This is a genomic window from Bradyrhizobium sp. AZCC 2262 (assembly GCF_036924535.1).
Taxonomy (GTDB): domain Bacteria; phylum Pseudomonadota; class Alphaproteobacteria; order Rhizobiales; family Xanthobacteraceae; genus Bradyrhizobium.
Genome location: NZ_JAZHRT010000001.1, coordinates 7,856,284 through 7,872,122, shown reverse-complemented (window position 1 = coordinate 7,872,122; position 15,839 = coordinate 7,856,284). Strand labels below are relative to the sequence as shown.

The window sequence follows — 15,839 nt, the reverse complement described above, 5'->3', positions numbered from 1 at the left end:
TTCAGTTCATTGACCCCGCCCCGTGCCCATTACCCGCCGCCGTGTTCTTGGAGTGCTCGCAGGCGCCGCTGCGGCCGTAGGCGTTCCCTCGATCTGGATCAGCAGTATGAAAACCTATGACGGCCCCGTCTCCGACCACTTTGATGGCACGCGCTTTTTCGATCCCGATGGGGTGCCGCCGAAATCATTGGCCGAGGTGCTGCGCTGGCAGTTCGGCACCGATCGCAAGCGTGCGAGCTGGCCGGATTGGGTGCCGAACGCCCATAGCGATACGCCGCCGCCGCGGGTTTCCGGCGACAAGGTGCGGCTGTCCTTTGTCGGCCACGTCACCTGGCTGATCCAGACCCGGGACCTTAACATTCTCGTCGATCCCGTGTGGTCGCTGCGGGCCTCGCCGGTTTCCTTTGCCGGGCCGCATCGGCACAACGATCCCGGCATCGCCTTCGACGCGCTGCCAAAGATCGACGTCGTGCTGGTCTCGCACGGCCATTACGATCACCTCGACATCGCGACGCTGTCAAAGCTGTCGGTAAAATTTTCGCCGCGCGTGATCACGCCGCTCGGCAATGACGCCACCATGCGCGATACCGACAGCGCGATCAAAGCCGAGGGGTTCGACTGGCAGGACCGCGTCGAGCTCGGCAACGGCATCGCGGTGACGCTGGTGCCGACGCGGCACTGGTCGGCGCGCGGATTGTTCGACCGCAACAAGGCGCTGTGGGCGAGCTTTGTATTGGAGACGCCGGTGGGGAAAATCTACATCGTCTGCGATTCCGGCTATGGCGAGGGCAAGCATTTCCGCCGTGTGGCCGAGAAGCACGGCCCGCTGCGGCTGGCGATCCTCCCCATTGGCGCCTACGAGCCGCGCTGGTTCATGAACGACCAGCACATGAATCCGTCGGATGCGGTGAAGGCGCTGGCCGATTGCGGCGCCGAGCAAGCGCTCGCGCATCATCACGGCACCTTCCAGCTCACGGATGAGGCGATCGACGCGCCGGTGATGGCGCTGGATGAGGCGCTCAAGGAAGCGAAGATCCCGCCGGAGCGGTTCGCGGCGCTGAAGCCGGGGCAGGTTTACGAGATCTAACCTCCGTCGTCCCTGCGAACGCAGGGACCCATAACCGCCGTTGCTGATTGTTGAAAAAGGCTGGAGCTCCAGCTCAGCATAACCACATCTCCCTGTGGTTATGGGTCCCTGCGTTCGCAGGGACGACAGCAACTATTGGCTCGCCTTGATCGCCCAGGTCACACTCACCGTCACCGATAGCATCTCCTCGCCTTGCGCCACCGGCGCACCCGCAGCCATGGGGGCCGCCATCTTGCCGCGAAATGCCGGCACGGGCGCGCCTTCCTCGGAAATGCTGATCGGCTCGCCGAGCGTCACGCCTGCGGCCTTGGCGTAGATCTCCGCCTTGCGGCGCGCATCCGCGATCGCCTTCGTGCGGGCTTCGTCGAGATGTTTTGAGGCCTGCGTTACCGTGAAATTAATGCCGCCTATTTCGTTGGCGCCGGCGCCCACCAGCACGTCGATCACGTTGGCGACCTTGGTCACATCGCGGACCTTGACCGTGACACGGTTGCTGGCGCGGAAGCTGACGATGCCCGTGCGCTCCGAGGGCTTGTAATTCGCCGCAAACTGCGGCTGCAGCGACAGCCGCGAGGTCTGGTAGTCCTTTTCCTCGATGCCGGCGCCCTTGAGCGCGGCCAGCACCTTGCCCATCGCGGCATTGTTGGCGTCCGACGCCTCGCGCGCGGTCTTGGCGTCCGACGTCACGCCGCCGTCGATCTGGGCCTGATCGGGCGCCACCGACACGTTCGCTTCGCCGGTCACGGAAATCGCAGGCGGCGGCATCGTCTGCGCCAGCGCGGGCGCGGCCGCCAGGGTGACGGCAACGACGGCGAACCCGAGCGAATGCTTCATGCGTCTCACTTCAGCGGCACATAGACGTTGATGACCAGCTTGTCCTCCGCCGTCTTCAGGGGATCGGTGATGTATTCCTCGATGAAAGTGTCCTTGGCCTCGAGCTTCTTGTCGTCGAGGTGATTGGTGATCGCCTCATAGGTGTTGTCCATGTTGTCGTAGGAGCCGCGATGGACGAACTTCAGCGCCTTGCCCTCGGGCGACTTGCCCATGCTCATGTCCTTGGTCAGGTTCTTGACGTCCTGATCGACCGGAATCTGGGCCAGGAACGTAAAACCGGTATCGTCGGTCGAGGTGTAGACGATCATTGAATTGCCCGTGGCCTTGATGCCCTGCTTGTCGAGCAGGACAGTCAGCGCCTTGAACGAATCGATCAGGGTGTCGAACGCCGCGTCCCAATTCGCGGTGCCCTTCATGACAACCACTTTCTTGGGCTCAAGCGTGAACTCCTCGCCGAAGGGGTCGGCGGCCTGGACGCTGGCGGCGGGAGGAGGGGGCGCGGGCGCCGGGGCTTTTTCCGCCGTGGGGGCATCCGCCGGCGACTTGGTTTCGGCCGGCGGCGGGACCGGCACCGCCGATGGTGCCGGGCTGGGCGCAGCCGACGGGCTGGCGGCTGGCGAGGCTGAGGGCGCCGGCGATTGCGCCAGTGCGGCCCCGCCAAACGCAACCATGGAGAGCGCGGCCAGGGCCGCACGGAAAGTGCTGATACGGTTCATTTCAGGTATTCTCCATCCACCCCACCTGGCGGCGGCATGTCCCCATCCGCACCCGCCAGGATGGTGCCATTTTCTAACACGCAACGTCCGCTTTCGTCCCATGACAGATGCGTCATATGCCCCTGCGTACTAGGCAATTGGCCATCATTCGCCATATAAGGCAGGCAGAAATTGGGAAATTTCATGAGCGCGCTCGCCAACCACGCATTTGCCAAGATGAACGGCATCGGCAACGAGATTGTCGTGGTGGATTTGCGCGACTCCAAGTCGGCGGTAACGCCGGAAGACGCGCGGGCGGTCGCCTCGCCCGCGGGCGTGCCCTATGACCAGTTGATGGTATTGCAGCCGCCGCGGCTGCAGGGCACCGAAGCCTTCATCCGCATCTACAACAATGACGGCTCGGAAGCCGGCGCTTGCGGCAACGGCATGCGCTGCGTGGTGCGCCGCCTGTTCGAGAAGACCGGCCAGACGGCGGTGACGTTCGAGACCCGCGCCGGCCTGTTGAACTGCTGGCAGGGCCCGGCGCCCGATCTCTACACCGTCGACATGGGCGCGCCGAAGTTCGGTTGGCAGGATATTCCGCTGGCTGAAGAATTTCGCGACACCCGCTATATCGAATTGCAGGTGGGGCCAATCGATGCGCCGGTGCTGCATTCGCCGTCGGTGGTCAATATGGGCAATCCGCACGCGATCTTCTGGGTCGACGATATCAACGCCTATGACCTCGAACGTTTCGGGCCGCTATTGGAAAATCACCCGATCTTCCCCGATCGCGCCAACATCACGCTCGCCCATATCGTCGATCGCGATCACATCGCCATGCGGACCTGGGAGCGCGGCGCCGGATTGACCCGGGCCTGCGGTTCGGCGGCCTGCGCGACCGCGGTCGCCGCGGCGCGGCTGAAGCGCACCAATCGCACGGTCGAGATGACGCTGCCCGGCGGCAAGCTTTCCATCGAATGGCGCGAGCGCGACGACCATGTGCTGATGACCGGCACCGCCGACTTCGAGTATGAAGGCCGCTTCGATCCGGCGCTGTTCGCCAGCGTCGCTTGAGAACAATGAGCGTCGACGTCCTAACCTTCGGCTGCCGTCTCAACGCGTTCGAATCCGAGGTGATCGCCCGCGAGGCGGAGCGCGCCGGACTTTCCGATACCCTCGTCATCAATAGCTGCGCGGTAACCAATGAAGCCGTGGCGCAGGCGCGGCAATCGATCCGGCGGCTGAAGCGCGAGCGGCCGCACTTGCGCATCGTCGTCACCGGCTGCGCGGCGCAGACCCAGCCAAAAATGTTTGCCGAAATGGCCGAGGTCGATCGCGTCGTCGGCAATGACGACAAGATGCGCGGTGATGCCTGGCGCGAGACGCGCGCGGCGTTCGATACAGGCTTCGGAATCGAAGCAAGCGAGAAGATCGCGGTCGCCGACATCATGGCGGTGCGCGAGATGGCGCCGCATCTGCTTGATGGCTTCAAGGCCGGCTTGCCGCGCGTGTTCGTGCAGGTGCAGAACGGCTGCGACCACCGCTGCACCTTCTGCATCATCCCTTATGGCCGCGGCAATTCGCGCTCGGTGCCGATGGGTGCGGTCGTGGATCAGGTCCGCGCGCTGGTTGAGCGCGGCCATGCCGAGATCGTGCTGACCGGTGTCGACCTCACAAGTTACGGCGCCGATCTGCCGGGCACGCCAAAACTCGGGCAGCTGACAAAGCAGATTTTGCGTCACGTGCCGGAACTGAAGCGCTTGCGGATTTCGTCGATCGATTCCATCGAAGCCGATCGCGATCTGCTTGAAATTATCGCGGAAGACGAGCGGCTGATGCCGCATCTGCATCTGTCGCTGCAGTCCGGCGACGACATGATTTTGAAGCGGATGAAGCGCCGGCATTCGCGAAAAGACGCGATCGAGTTCTGCGCACAGGTGCGGCGGCTTCGTCCGGACATCACGCTTGGCGCCGATATCATCGCGGGCTTTCCGACCGAGACCGACGAGATGTTCGCGCGCTCCGAGGACCTCGTGGATGAATGCGATCTCACCTTCCTGCACGTGTTCCCCTACTCGAAGCGACCCGGCACGCCGGCCGCGCGGATGCCGCAGGTGGTGGGCGGGGTGATCAAGGAGCGCGCACGACGCCTGCGGGCGGCAGGGGACGCAGCCCTGCAGAAGCGGCTCGCATCAGAAATCGGTCACACGCGTCAGGTCTTGATCGAGAGCGCGACGCAGGGGCGTACCGAGCATTTTTTGTCGGTGGCGATAGCGGGCGAGACGCCGGGCGCGGTGATGGCGCTCGCGATCAACGGCCACGACGGTGCGCGGTTGACGGTGTGATTCTTCCTTCTCCCCTTGTGGGAGAAGGTGGCGCGAAGCGCCGGATGAGGGGTTCTTTCCGCGGAGACAGACCCCTCATCCGTCTCGCCGCCGCTTCGCGTCCATAGCCGATGCAAAGCATCGGCGTCCTTTTCTAAGTACGGCGGCCGACGGCCGCCTATGCCACCTTCTCCACAAGGGGAGAAGGGAAGTGAGCAGGCGTGTGCCATCACTCCCCGTTCCAACCACACGCCCTGAGCCGCTCCCGCATATGCTCTGGCGCCGGCGCTGTCACGCGCACCGGTTCCTTGTTCTTCGAAATCGGAATCACGATCTCGCGGGAATGCAGATGCAGGATCGGCTCGCCAACACGAGGTCCGTTGCCATAGATGTTGTCGCCGACGATCGGCCAACCCATGGCGGACGTGTGCACGCGCAATTGATGGGTGCGGCCAGTCACTGGCTCGAGTGCGAGCCAACAAAGGCCATCGCCGCGGCCGCGCACTTTCCAGTTGGTGACGGCCTTCTGCCCGTCCGGATCCGGCTTCTGCCACCAGCCACGCTCGACGTTGAGCCGCCCCAGCGGCATGTCGATGACGCCTTCATCCTCGGCAGGTCCGCCCTCGATCACCGCCCAATAGGTTTTTCCAATCTTGCCGTGCTTGAACAACAGGCCGAGCGAGGCGGTAGCCTTGCGGTGGCGCGCCCCAGCACAAGACAGCCTGAGGTGTCCTTGTCGAGCCGGTGGGCCAGCACCGGCGGCCGCGGCAGGCCGAATCGCAGGCCGTCGAACGACGCCTCCAGATTGGCGCCGCCCTTGGGGCCGCGGTGCACCGGCAGGCCGGCCGGCTTGTCGATGACCAGCATCAGCCCGTCGCGATGGAGCACGCGGGCCTGGATTTCGTCTGCCGTTAGCCCCCGGACATCAAGCGATGTCCGGGGGATGTCAAAGGATGTCCCGGGCACATCAAGGGATGGCCCGGGAACATCAATGGATTGGTTGTGACTTCCGCTCATGGCGCGAAACCGCTAACACGTCCCCGACATGAGCGATACCACTCCCGGAACCCCCAAATTGAGCTGGTGGCGGCGGCTTTCGAGTGGCCTGAAGCGGACCTCGAGTTCGCTTGGGTCCGCCGTTGCCGACCTCGTCACCAAGCGCAAGCTCGACCGCGCCATGCTCGACGATATCGAGGATGTGCTGCTGCGGGCCGATCTCGGCACCGCCGTGGCGGTGCGGATCGCGGACGCCGTCGGCGCCGGCCGTTACGACAAGGCGATTTCGGCCGATGAGGTGAAGACGGTCGTTGCGACCGAAGTCGAGAAGGTGCTGGCGCCGGTGGCGAAGCCGCTGGAGATCGACGCGGCGCAAAAGCCGTTCGTCATCCTCGTGGTCGGCGTCAACGGTTCCGGCAAGACCACCACCATCGGCAAGCTCGCCGCAAAGCTCAGCGCCGAGGGCCGCAAGGTCATGCTGGCGGCCGGCGATACGTTTCGTGCCGCGGCGATCGAGCAGCTCAAGATCTGGGGCGAGCGCACCAGGTCGCCGGTCATTGCGGGCGCGCAGGGCTCGGATTCGGCAAGCCTCGCCTTCAATGCGCTGACCGCGGCGAAGGAACAGAATATCGACGTGCTGCTGGTCGATACGGCCGGGCGGCTGCAGAACAAGGCCGAACTGATGAACGAGCTCGAAAAGGTCGTTCGCGTCATCAAGAAGGTCGATGCGTCAGCCCCGCATGCGGTGCTGCTGGTGCTCGATGCCACGGTAGGACAAAATGCGCTGTCGCAGGTCGAGGCGTTTCATCGTACCGCTGGCGTCACCGGCCTCGTGATGACGAAGCTCGACGGCACCGCGCGCGGCGGCATTCTGGTGGCGCTGGCGGAGAAATTCAAACTGCCGGTGCACTTCATCGGCGTCGGCGAAGGCGTCGACGATCTCGCGCCGTTCACCGCGCGGGATTTTGCCAACGCGATTGCAGGAATCGAAAGCTAATATGGACAAGACCCAGCCGCATCCGGTGTTCAAGCTCGCGACCGAACTCGGTCCGCTCATCGTATTCTTCGTCGCCAACGCCAAATTCAACCTGTTCGTCGCGACCGGCGCCTTCATGGTGGCGATCGTGGCCGCGATGATCGCCTCCTATGTGGTGGTGCGGCATGTGCCCATGATGGCGATCGTCACCGCCGTCATCGTGCTCGTGTTCGGCACGCTGACGCTGGTGCTGCACGACGAGACTTTCATCAAGATCAAGCCGACCATCATTTACGGCCTGTTCGCCGCGATCCTCGGCGGCGGCCTGTTGTTCGGCCGCTCCTTCATCGCGATCCTGTTCAATCAGATGTTCAACCTGACGCCGAAGGGCTGGCGCATCCTGACCATGCGCTGGGCGTTGTTCTTTCTGGGGATGGCGGTCCTGAACGAAATCATCTGGCGCACGCAGTCGACCGACTTCTGGGTCACCTTCAAGGCATTCGGTGCGGTTCCACTGACGATGGTCTTTGCGGTTTCCCAGATGCCGGTGATCAAGCGTTATCATCTGGAGCCCGCCACGCTCGAGGCGAGCGAGGCGGAAGCGGGCGATGTGAGCAAGGGTTAATCAAAAGCAAAACGCACCGGCGCGGGTCGCGCCGATGCGTTCTCTGCAGCGAAGATCAGCTCTTCTGCTTGGCGATGATCTTGTCCTTGATCTTGTCGTAGGTCGCCTGCGGGACGATGCTCTTCTGCACCAGCTCATCCTTGCCCTTGTACGGCCGGCCCGCGATGATCTTGGCGGAATACGCCTTGCCGACACCTGGCAGCGCGTCGAGCTGATCGGCGGTCGCCGAGTTGATATCCAGCAGTTCTGCCTTCGGCGCAGGCGCCATCTTCGATTCCGAGGCCTTCGGCGCGGGGGCCATCTTGCTGTCGGATTTGGCCGCGGGTTGCGCGGTCTGGGCCATCGACGGGGTCGCCGTCATGAGGCCGAGAGTGAGCGCGGTGGCGAGAAGAGAAGCGAGCGTGAAATGACGCATAGGGTGTCCCTCCAAGGACGGTTCAAGTAACGCCGTAAAGCTAGCTGCGAATTCATGGCGGCGCCATGGCTGGGAAATGAACGGCAGATAAAAGCCAAAAATTATTTGCTCAACGCCTTCTCGATCGCGACTTTAAGCACGCTGTCGAGATTGTCCGGTGTCACCGGCCCGACCATCTTGTAGACGATGGTGCCGTCGCGACCGACCACGAACGTCTCGGGTACGCCGTAGACGCCCCACTCGATCGCGCCGCGCCCGTTGCCGTCGACGCCGACCATGCTGAACGGATTGCCGTAGCGGCCGAGGAAGCGGCGGGCGTTGTCGGAGGAATCCTTGTAGTTGATGCCGACGATCTGCAGCCGCGTGTCGCTGGCCAGAGCGGTCAGCAGCGGCGCCTCGTCGTGGCACGGCACGCACCAGGACGCCCAGACATTGACGACGGAGACCTTGCCCTTGAAGGCGGCGGGGTCGAGCCCGGGTACCGGCACGCCGTTACGGGCGAGGCCTTCCAGCGCCGGAAGCGTGGTCTGCGGCGCCGGGCGGCCGATCAGGGCGGAGGGGATTTTCGAGGGATCGCCGCCATACAGCCGCAGCAGGAACAGCGCGGCGACGGCGATGAAACCGATCAGCGGCAGTGCCACCAGCCAGCGCCGGCGGCGCGGCTGCTCGTCCGATGTTACGGGCGCGCTCATCGGATATCCGTCGCCTGGCGGCCGGAGCGCCGGGTGATGCCGCTGGCTTCGAGTTCGCGCAGCCGCTCCTTCTGATGGCGATAATCGATGGCGATCCAGATGATGAGAAGCACCACGACCGCCGCCACCAGCGTGTAGGACGTTACGATAAAGGAAGCGTAGGGACCGAGCGACGTCACGTCATGTCGCCTGCTGGCTGGCTTGCATTATCTGCAAGCTGCGCACGCGCCGGCGCAGGATCTCGTTGCGCATCGCCGCCAGATGCAGGGTGACGAAAAGCAGCGAAAATCCGATCGCCATCACGAGCAATGGAATCAGGAACGCGCGGTCGAGCGAAGTCCCACCCATCCGCAACACCGCGGCCGGCTGATGCAGCGTGTTCCACCAGTCGACCGAAAACTTGATGATCGGCAGGTTGAGTGCGCCGACCAGCGTCAGGACAGCGGCGGCCCGCGCCGCCCGCGAGGGATCGTCCACCGCGCGCCACAGCGCCATCAGGCCGAGATACATCAGGAACAGGATCAGGACCGAGGTCAGCCGTGCATCCCATTCCCAATAGGTGCCCCACATCGGCCGTCCCCACAGCGAACCGGTGACCAGCGCGAGAAACGTGAATGCCGCGCCGATCGGGGCGGCAGCCTTGGCCGCGACATCGGCCAGCGGATGCCGCCAGACCAGCGTGCCCAGCGCGGCAATGCTCATGACGCCCCACACGAACATCGCCAGCCACGCGTTCGGGACATGGATGAACATGATCTTCACCGTTGCGCCCTGCTGATAGTCGTCGGGCGCCATCGCCGCCTGGTAGAAGCCGATCAGCAGCAGGATTGCGGTCGCACCCGCCAGCCACGGCAGCACGCGCGCCGTCAGCGACAGGAATTTGGTGGGATTGGCGAGATCGATCAGCGTCATGGGACCCCTGATAGTCGTCAGTGGTGAAGCAGGCAATGCGGCTTGGTTTGTTTCATATGACCTCCGCGAGAGTTGATTGGCGTCAAAGTCATTGTCAGTCGAGGCCGTGCCGCAGGCTCGCCGCGGCGGCAAACGGTCCAATCACAAAACTGACCAGCGAGAGCGCGCACAGGATCGAAAACGGTGTTCCAAACGACAGCGGCCCTGTTATGGCGGCCTGCGATGCTGCGACGCCGAAAATCAGCACCGGGATCGACAGCGGCAGCACCAGCACCGCCAGCAACAGGCCGCCGCGGTGGAGTGTCACGGCGAGCGCCGCGCCGATCATGCCCGTGAACGTCAGCGCCGGCGTTCCCACCAGCAGCGTCAGCGCTACCGCCGAGGTTGCGGCGGCATCGAGATTGAGGAGCAGCCCCAGGACGGGCGTTGCCACGATCAGCGGCACGCCGGCGGCGAGCCAATGGGCCAGCGCTTTGGCAGCGCAGGCCAGTTCCAGCGGCGTCCGGCCCATCACGATCAGGTCGAGCGAGCCATCCTCGTGATCGGCGGTAAACAGGCGGTCGAGCGTGAGCAGGCTCGCCAGCAGCGCGCCAAGCCAGAGGATGGCGGGTCCGAGCCGCGCCAGCAGTGCCAGGTCGGGCCCGATCGCGAACGGCATCAGCACCGTGACCGTGAGGAAAAACAGCACGCCGATCAGCGCGCCGCCGCCGACGCGCAACGCGATTTTGACGTCCCGGCGAATCAGCGCGGCGAGGGCGGTCATGCCGCGCCTCCCATGCGCAGTTCCCTCGCGTCGATCCCCAGCGGGGTATGGGTCGCCGCAATGATGAGGCCGCCGCCCGCCAAATGCTCGCGCATGACACCAACGAACAGGTCCTGCCCGGCGGTATCGAGCGCCGAGGTCGGCTCGTCCAGGAGCCAGACCGGCCGCCGCACCATGAGCAGGCGCGCGATCGAAAGCCGCCGCCGCTGGCCGGCCGACAGGTATGCCGCGGGCAGATGGGTGGCATGGCCAAGGCCTACGGCCTTGAGGCATGGGCTGAGATCGCCGGCCCGGCCGCCGAGAAAATCCCGCCAGAACGAGAGGTTTTCAAACACGCTCAGCGCCGGCTTCAGCGCATCGCGATGGCCAAGATAGTGGGATTGTTCCGGCAGCGTCAGCTCGGCCTCGCCGCCTTCCAGGCCGACCGAGCCGCCCGCCGGCACCAGAAGACCCGCGATCAGGCGCAACAGCGAGGTCTTGCCGGAGCCGTTCGGGCCGACCACGGCGAGAACCTCGCCGGAAGAGGCTTCGAAATCGAGGCCGGAGAACACTTCGCGGCCGCCTCTGATACAGTCGATGTGGTGCCCCGAGAGCCGCATTTTGCCTTTTCACAGCCCTCTGAAATTAATGGGTACCGCGTCAGAATTTGTGGGTACCGCATTGCTGCAGCACGCTTGTCGGTGTGGCGGCGCTTCTAGAAAGATTCTATAAGCCCGGAACTTGATGCAGCACACAATCGGCGGCTGCAAGCCAAGAGGCCAGCCTTACGCTGATGGTGTTTAAATACCCTTGCCGGGTATAACTAGAATTTGGGATTTCCTGACATGACCTCGCTCGACAGCTTCAAATGCCGCAAGACCCTCAAGGTCGGCAGCAAGACCTACGTTTATTACAGCCTGCCCGCCGCGGAGAAGAACGGTCTGAAGGGAATTTCCAAGCTGCCCTATTCGATGAAGGTGCTCCTGGAAAACCTGCTGCGCAATGAAGACGACCGCACGGTCAAGAAGGCCGACATCATTGCGGTGTCGAAATGGTTGAGGAAGCGTAAACTCGAGCATGAAGTGGCGTTCCGTCCGGCGCGCGTCCTGATGCAGGATTTCACCGGCGTGCCGGCGGTGGTCGATCTCGCCGCGATGCGCAACGCGATGCAGGCGCTCGGCGGCGATGCCGAAAAGATCAACCCGCTGGTGCCGGTCGATCTCGTCATCGACCACTCCGTCATCGTCAACTTCTTCGGTGACAACAAGGCGTTCGGCAAGAACGTGGTCGAGGAATACAAGCAGAACCAGGAACGCTACGAATTCCTGAAGTGGGGCCAGAAGGCGTTTTCGAATTTCTCCGTGGTGCCGCCCGGCACCGGCATCTGCCACCAGGTCAATCTCGAATATCTCGCGCAGACGGTGTGGACCAAGAAGGAGAAGATGACGGTCGGCAAGAAGACCGGCACATTTGAAGTCGCCTATCCGGATTCGCTCGTCGGCACCGACTCGCACACCACCATGGTCAACGGCCTCGCCGTGCTCGGCTGGGGCGTCGGCGGCATCGAGGCGGAAGCCTGCATGCTCGGCCAGCCGCTGTCGATGCTGTTGCCCGAAGTGGTCGGCTTCAAGTTGAAGGGCCAACTCAAGGAAGGCGTCACTGCGACCGACCTGGTGCTGACGGTCACGCAAATGCTGCGCAAGCAGGGCGTGGTCGGCAAGTTCGTCGAATTCTTCGGCCCCGGCCTCGATTTTCTCTCGGTCGCGGACAAGGCGACGATCGGCAACATGGCGCCGGAATATGGCGCGACCTGCGGCTTCTTCCCGGTCGACGCCGCGACCATTGATTATCTCAAGACCTCGGGCCGCAAGGCTGACCGCGTCGCTCTCGTCTCCGCCTATGCCAAGGCGCAGGGCCTGTTCCGCACGGCGAAATCGGCTGATCCGGTGTTCACGGAAACGCTGACGCTCGATCTCAAGGATGTCGTGCCGTCGATGGCCGGCCCGAAGCGTCCCGAAGGCCGCGTCGCGCTGCCGGTGGTTGCGGAAGGTTTCTCCACCGCGCTCGCGGGTGAGTACAAGAAGCCCGGCGAAGCCGATAAACGCTACGCAGTCGACAATCACAATTTCGATCTCGGCCATGGTGACGTCGTGATCGCGGCGATCACCTCCTGCACCAACACCTCCAATCCGAGTGTGCTGATCGGTGCGGGCCTGCTGGCGCGCAACGCCGCCGCCAAGGGCCTGAAGGCCAAGCCGTGGGTGAAGACTTCGCTGGCACCAGGCAGCCAGGTGGTCGCGGAATATCTCACCAATTCCGGGCTGCAGACCGAACTCGACAAGGTCGGCTTCAATCTGATCGGTTTCGGCTGCACCACCTGCATCGGCAACTCGGGTCCGCTGCAGGAAGACATCTCCAAATCCATCAATGAGAACGGCATCGTCGCTGCGGCCGTGCTGTCGGGTAACCGCAACTTCGAAGGCCGCGTCTCGCCGGACGTGCAGGCGAACTATCTGGCCTCACCGCCGCTGGTCGTGGCTTACGCGCTCGCAGGCACGGTGACCAAGGATCTCGCGGTCGAGCCGATCGGTACCGGCAAGGACGGCAAGCCGGTGTTCCTTAAGGACATCTGGCCGACCACCAAGGAGATCAACGCCTTCATGAAGAAGTTCGTCACCGCGACCATCTTCAAGAAGCGCTACGCCGACGTGTTCAAGGGCGACACCAACTGGCGCAAGATCAAGACCACCGACAGCGAGACCTATCGCTGGAACATGTCGTCGACCTATGTGCAGAACCCGCCCTACTTCGAGGGCATGAAGAAGCAACCCGATCCCGTCGTCGACGTGGTCGATGCGCGGATCCTGGCGATGTTCGGCGACAAGATCACCACCGACCACATCTCGCCGGCCGGCTCGATCAAGCTGACTTCGCCGGCCGGAAAATTCCTCAGTGAACACCAGGTGCGTCCCGCCGACTTCAACCAGTACGGTACGCGGCGCGGAAATCATGAAATCATGATGCGCGGCACCTTCGCCAACATCCGCATCAAGAACTTCATGCTGAAGGGCGCCGACGGCAATATTCCGGAAGGTGGTTTGACAAAACACTGGCCCGATGGCGAGCAGATGTCGATCTACGACGCGGCGATGCAGTACCAGCAGGAGGGCGTGCCGCTGGTGGTGTTCGCCGGCGCCGAATACGGCAACGGCTCATCGCGCGACTGGGCCGCGAAGGGCACGCGGCTGCTCGGCGTTCGCGCCGTGATCTGCCAGAGCTTCGAGCGCATCCATCGCTCCAACCTGGTCGGCATGGGCGTGTTGCCGCTGACCTTCGAGGACGGCACGTCGTGGACGTCGCTCGGCCTGAAGGGCGACGAAAAGGTGACGATCCGGGGCTTGCAGGGCGATCTGAAGCCCCGTCAGACCCTGACGGCGGAGATCGTCTCCGGCGATGGCGCGCTGCAGCGCGTGCCGCTGCTGTGCCGCATCGATACCCTCGACGAGCTCGAGTACTACCGAAACGGCGGCATTCTGCATTATGTGCTGCGCAAACTGGCGGCCTAGAGCTTTTCCGGTTCTGATTGAATCAGAACCGGGCTCCAGGTTTTGTTTTGAACGCGTTTTCTTTACTCGAACCGGGGTCTACTTCGCTTGAAAACGCCATAACGCGGATTTGTGATCAGTGCCTCACTTCGAAGTGAGTAGCGACCAGGAAGGAGGCGGCCTATGACAAGGCCGCTTTCGCGCGTCTGGGGCACGCTTTCAGGATATCAAATCATGCCCAGTAAAAATACGGAGGGAAAACCCCAGCATCGGTTCGGCCCATGGCTGCGATGATGGGCTACAACGGCATATCGCGGTGGTCCGGCGCGCTCAGCGTCTGCGCCATCATCGCCGTGATCCGCCCGGCCCATGCCGATCCGCGCGCCGTGGTCGAGCTGTTCACCTCGCAGGGCTGTTCGTCGTGTCCGCCGGCCGACAAGATTGTCGGCGAACTCGCCAAGGATCCGAACGTGATCGCGCTGAGCATGCCGATCGACTACTGGGACTATCTTGGCTGGAAGGACACGCTGGCGGATTCGCGTTTCAGCGCGCGTCAGAAAGCCTATTCGCACGCCCGCGGCGACCGCAACCTCTACACGCCGCAGATGATCGTCAACGGCTCGGCGCAAGTGATCGGCAGCGACCGTGCCGCTATCGAAGGTGCCATCAGGAACACCGGCAAGGCCGAGGGCGTGATGTCGGTGCCGGTGACGATGACGCTGTCGGGCAAACTGCTCAACGTTTCGGTAGAGGCGAGCAAAGTGCCGACGACGTCGCGCGGCGAGATCTGGATCTGTTCGGTCTCCAAGGCGGTACCGATTTCGATCGGACGCGGCGAAAATCGCGGCCAGCAGATCACGTATTACAACGTGGTGCGTAATCTCGTGAAGGTCGGCGACTGGAACGGCAGTTCGGGAAACTGGACCGTTCCGCTGGAAAATATTTCCCGCGACGGCGTCGATGCCGCGGTCGTCTATGTCCAGGACGGTAACCGCGACAATCCGGGCGCGATGCTGGGCGCAGCCATCACCGCGCTGCGATAATTGGCACTGGCGCTTGTGTAGCCCGGATTTCGCGTCGCTTCATCCGGGCTGCGCGACTGTCTTCCCCGCGCTGCGCTGATTAGCCAGTTATGTTTCTCTGAAGGGGCACGTCAGTGCTCGCTTTCACGCGGCCTGGAACGGCAGTTGATGTCGTTTGTCGTTGGAGCCGCCTCCCCAAAATGAAGCCGCCTCCCCAAACGAAAAAGGACCAACTTTCGTTGGCCCAGTATCGGGATTAACTCCCTCTGCGAACAGGCCCGATCCCGACGGCCCCGGGGGGCTGGGGGCTGAGGAATCCGGAACCGAAAGGACCGGGCCAACGCAGGATTACCTTGTCGCAACCCAGCGGGGCGGGCGGTTGGCGGAAGTGGGGCAGCAATAAGATTCCGCTAACGATCCCGTGAATCGATTTTCCCGTGAAACCGGGTCGTCCGGCGCGGTTCCCTTGCATTTGCACCCCCCTTGCGGCGTCCTGCAGTTAGCGCAATCATGTAAACCTCGGCGTGCTCCCGAAAAGTGGGGACCGGTTTTCGGAACGAGAGCATGCCTGAGATGACAGGAGGCGCTCCATGAGCACGATATCGGAGGACACCGATCCAAGCGAGAACCGTGCAGTGGCACGCGCTGCCACTGCAGTCCCGCCGCCAAATCGTGTCACGTTCAATCGTCTCGAACTCAACCGTATCCTCAATCTGTATGGGCGCATGGTCGCCGATGGCGAGTGGCGCGACTACGCCATCGACTTTCTGAAAGACCGCGCGGTGTTTTCGGTGTTTCGCCGCGCCTCCGAGGTTCCGATCTACCGTATCGAGAAAGATCCGCGCCTTGCGCGCAAGCAGGGCATGTACAGCGTGATCTCGGCGACCGGACTGATCCTGCGCCGCGGCCACGAACTCGAACGCGTGCTGCTGGTGATCGATCGCAAGCTGTCGCTGGTGTAGCGGGCTGCG

At 63.4% G+C, this 15,839-nt stretch carries 17 protein-coding genes and 1 pseudogene; 8 read left to right on the top strand and 10 right to left on the bottom strand.

All coding sequences use genetic code 11. The annotated features are described in order from the left end of the window. Positions 1 to 22: 22 nt before the first annotated feature. A complete protein-coding gene (locus V1283_RS36855; protein WP_334391503.1) occupies positions 23 to 1,087 on the top strand; it encodes an MBL fold metallo-hydrolase in 1,065 nt (354 codons plus the stop codon). Positions 1,088 to 1,219: 132 nt separating this feature from the next. On the opposite strand, the gene V1283_RS36850 is transcribed toward V1283_RS36855, so the two are convergent. The 3 genes from V1283_RS36850 to V1283_RS36840 are packed head-to-tail and all read right to left on the bottom strand — an operon-like array spanning position 1,220 to position 2,822. Beyond that, positions 1,220 to 1,921, bottom strand: coding sequence for an SIMPL domain-containing protein (locus V1283_RS36850; protein WP_334391502.1), 702 nt, complete (start codon positions 1,919 to 1,921; stop codon positions 1,220 to 1,222). Between the two features lie 5 nt (positions 1,922 to 1,926). Next, complete coding sequence (locus tag V1283_RS36845; protein WP_334391501.1) at positions 1,927 to 2,637, bottom strand: GyrI-like domain-containing protein; 711 nt, start codon at positions 2,635 to 2,637, stop codon at positions 1,927 to 1,929. Further along, on the bottom strand, positions 2,634 to 2,822 hold the full coding sequence (locus tag V1283_RS36840) for a hypothetical protein (RefSeq protein ID WP_334391500.1): 189 nt from the start codon (positions 2,820 to 2,822) through the stop codon (positions 2,634 to 2,636). Before V1283_RS36840 ends, V1283_RS36845 begins: the two co-directional genes overlap by 4 nt. Here V1283_RS36840 and dapF point away from each other — a divergent pair. Together dapF and mtaB are read left to right on the top strand one after the other, a co-directional pair. Next, the gene (gene dapF, locus V1283_RS36835) at positions 2,821 to 3,693 is read left to right on the top strand and encodes a diaminopimelate epimerase (protein ID WP_334391499.1); all 873 of its coding nucleotides are present in this window, start codon (positions 2,821 to 2,823) and stop codon (positions 3,691 to 3,693) included. The two genes, V1283_RS36840 and dapF, sit on opposite strands and share 2 nt — an antisense overlap. A gap of 5 nt (positions 3,694 to 3,698) precedes the next feature. Further along, positions 3,699 to 4,964: a tRNA (N(6)-L-threonylcarbamoyladenosine(37)-C(2))-methylthiotransferase MtaB gene (mtaB, locus tag V1283_RS36830; RefSeq protein WP_334391498.1), complete on the top strand. Its 1,266-nt coding sequence runs from the start codon at positions 3,699 to 3,701 to the stop codon at positions 4,962 to 4,964. Between the two features lie 208 nt (positions 4,965 to 5,172). On the opposite strand, the pseudogene V1283_RS36825 reads toward mtaB, so the two are convergent. After that, positions 5,173 to 5,810: pseudogene (locus V1283_RS36825) on the bottom strand (RluA family pseudouridine synthase). Between the two features lie 178 nt (positions 5,811 to 5,988). Between V1283_RS36825 and ftsY the strand changes: the two are divergent. Together ftsY and V1283_RS36815 are read left to right on the top strand one after the other, a co-directional pair. Continuing rightward, positions 5,989 to 6,936, top strand: a complete 948-nt coding sequence (gene ftsY, locus V1283_RS36820; protein ID WP_334391496.1) for a signal recognition particle-docking protein FtsY — start codon at positions 5,989 to 5,991, stop codon at positions 6,934 to 6,936. 1 nt (position 6,937) lies between these two features. Then, positions 6,938 to 7,540: a septation protein A gene (locus V1283_RS36815; protein WP_334391495.1), complete on the top strand. Its 603-nt coding sequence runs from the start codon at positions 6,938 to 6,940 to the stop codon at positions 7,538 to 7,540. A gap of 55 nt (positions 7,541 to 7,595) precedes the next feature. Here the strand turns inward: V1283_RS36815 and V1283_RS36810 are convergent, their stop codons facing one another. The 6 genes from V1283_RS36810 to ccmA form a co-directional block, all read right to left on the bottom strand. Further along, positions 7,596 to 7,955 (bottom strand): ComEA family DNA-binding protein, encoded by a 360-nt coding sequence (locus V1283_RS36810; protein ID WP_334391494.1) that lies wholly within the window; start codon positions 7,953 to 7,955, stop codon positions 7,596 to 7,598. 101 nt (positions 7,956 to 8,056) lie between these two features. Then, positions 8,057 to 8,647 carry a DsbE family thiol:disulfide interchange protein gene (locus tag V1283_RS36805; protein ID WP_334391493.1) on the bottom strand — a complete coding sequence of 197 codons (591 nt, stop codon included), beginning with the start codon at positions 8,645 to 8,647 and terminating at the stop codon, positions 8,057 to 8,059. Continuing rightward, positions 8,644 to 8,826 carry a heme exporter protein CcmD gene (gene ccmD / locus V1283_RS36800; RefSeq protein ID WP_334391492.1) on the bottom strand — a complete coding sequence of 61 codons (183 nt, stop codon included), beginning with the start codon at positions 8,824 to 8,826 and terminating at the stop codon, positions 8,644 to 8,646. Before ccmD ends, V1283_RS36805 begins: the two co-directional genes overlap by 4 nt. A gap of 1 nt (position 8,827) precedes the next feature. Continuing rightward, positions 8,828 to 9,559 (bottom strand): heme ABC transporter permease, encoded by a 732-nt coding sequence (locus V1283_RS36795; protein WP_334391491.1) that lies wholly within the window; start codon positions 9,557 to 9,559, stop codon positions 8,828 to 8,830. A gap of 94 nt (positions 9,560 to 9,653) precedes the next feature. After that, positions 9,654 to 10,322 carry a heme exporter protein CcmB gene (gene ccmB / locus V1283_RS36790; protein WP_334391490.1) on the bottom strand — a complete coding sequence of 223 codons (669 nt, stop codon included), beginning with the start codon at positions 10,320 to 10,322 and terminating at the stop codon, positions 9,654 to 9,656. Then, positions 10,319 to 10,921 (bottom strand): heme ABC exporter ATP-binding protein CcmA, encoded by a 603-nt coding sequence (gene ccmA / locus V1283_RS36785; RefSeq protein ID WP_334391489.1) that lies wholly within the window; start codon positions 10,919 to 10,921, stop codon positions 10,319 to 10,321. Before ccmA ends, ccmB begins: the two co-directional genes overlap by 4 nt. 225 nt (positions 10,922 to 11,146) lie before the next feature. Between ccmA and acnA the strand changes: the two genes are divergently transcribed. The 3 genes from acnA (at position 11,147) to V1283_RS36770 (ending at position 15,830) form a co-directional block, all read left to right on the top strand. After that, the gene (gene acnA / locus V1283_RS36780; protein ID WP_334391488.1) at positions 11,147 to 13,867 is read left to right on the top strand and encodes an aconitate hydratase AcnA; all 2,721 of its coding nucleotides are present in this window, start codon (positions 11,147 to 11,149) and stop codon (positions 13,865 to 13,867) included. Between the two features lie 260 nt (positions 13,868 to 14,127). Further along, on the top strand, positions 14,128 to 14,889 hold the full coding sequence (locus V1283_RS36775) for a DUF1223 domain-containing protein (RefSeq protein ID WP_334391487.1): 762 nt from the start codon (positions 14,128 to 14,130) through the stop codon (positions 14,887 to 14,889). Positions 14,890 to 15,458: 569 nt separating this feature from the next. Continuing rightward, on the top strand, positions 15,459 to 15,830 hold the full coding sequence (locus tag V1283_RS36770; protein WP_334391486.1) for a DUF2794 domain-containing protein: 372 nt from the start codon (positions 15,459 to 15,461) through the stop codon (positions 15,828 to 15,830). Positions 15,831 to 15,839: the final 9 nt, after the last annotated feature.

Coding starts and splice junctions, on each gene's coding strand:
- V1283_RS36840 (WP_334391500.1), bottom strand. CDS start 2,822: ATGAAATTTCCCAATTTCTGCCTGCCTTATATGGCGAATGATGGCCAA.
- V1283_RS36805 (WP_334391493.1), bottom strand. CDS start 8,647: ATGAGCGCGCCCGTAACATCGGACGAGCAGCCGCGCCGCCGGCGCTGG.
- V1283_RS36775 (WP_334391487.1), top strand. CDS start 14,128: ATGGCTGCGATGATGGGCTACAACGGCATATCGCGGTGGTCCGGCGCG.
- acnA (WP_334391488.1), top strand. CDS start 11,147: ATGACCTCGCTCGACAGCTTCAAATGCCGCAAGACCCTCAAGGTCGGC.
- V1283_RS36770 (WP_334391486.1), top strand. CDS start 15,459: ATGAGCACGATATCGGAGGACACCGATCCAAGCGAGAACCGTGCAGTG.
- V1283_RS36850 (WP_334391502.1), bottom strand. CDS start 1,921: ATGAAGCATTCGCTCGGGTTCGCCGTCGTTGCCGTCACCCTGGCGGCC.
- mtaB (WP_334391498.1), top strand. CDS start 3,699: ATGAGCGTCGACGTCCTAACCTTCGGCTGCCGTCTCAACGCGTTCGAA.
- ccmB (WP_334391490.1), bottom strand. CDS start 10,322: ATGACCGCCCTCGCCGCGCTGATTCGCCGGGACGTCAAAATCGCGTTG.
- V1283_RS36810 (WP_334391494.1), bottom strand. CDS start 7,955: ATGCGTCATTTCACGCTCGCTTCTCTTCTCGCCACCGCGCTCACTCTC.
- ccmA (WP_334391489.1), bottom strand. CDS start 10,921: ATGCGGCTCTCGGGGCACCACATCGACTGTATCAGAGGCGGCCGCGAA.
- V1283_RS36845 (WP_334391501.1), bottom strand. CDS start 2,637: ATGAACCGTATCAGCACTTTCCGTGCGGCCCTGGCCGCGCTCTCCATG.
- ftsY (WP_334391496.1), top strand. CDS start 5,989: ATGAGCGATACCACTCCCGGAACCCCCAAATTGAGCTGGTGGCGGCGG.
- dapF (WP_334391499.1), top strand. CDS start 2,821: ATGAGCGCGCTCGCCAACCACGCATTTGCCAAGATGAACGGCATCGGC.
- V1283_RS36795 (WP_334391491.1), bottom strand. CDS start 9,559: ATGACGCTGATCGATCTCGCCAATCCCACCAAATTCCTGTCGCTGACG.
- V1283_RS36815 (WP_334391495.1), top strand. CDS start 6,938: ATGGACAAGACCCAGCCGCATCCGGTGTTCAAGCTCGCGACCGAACTC.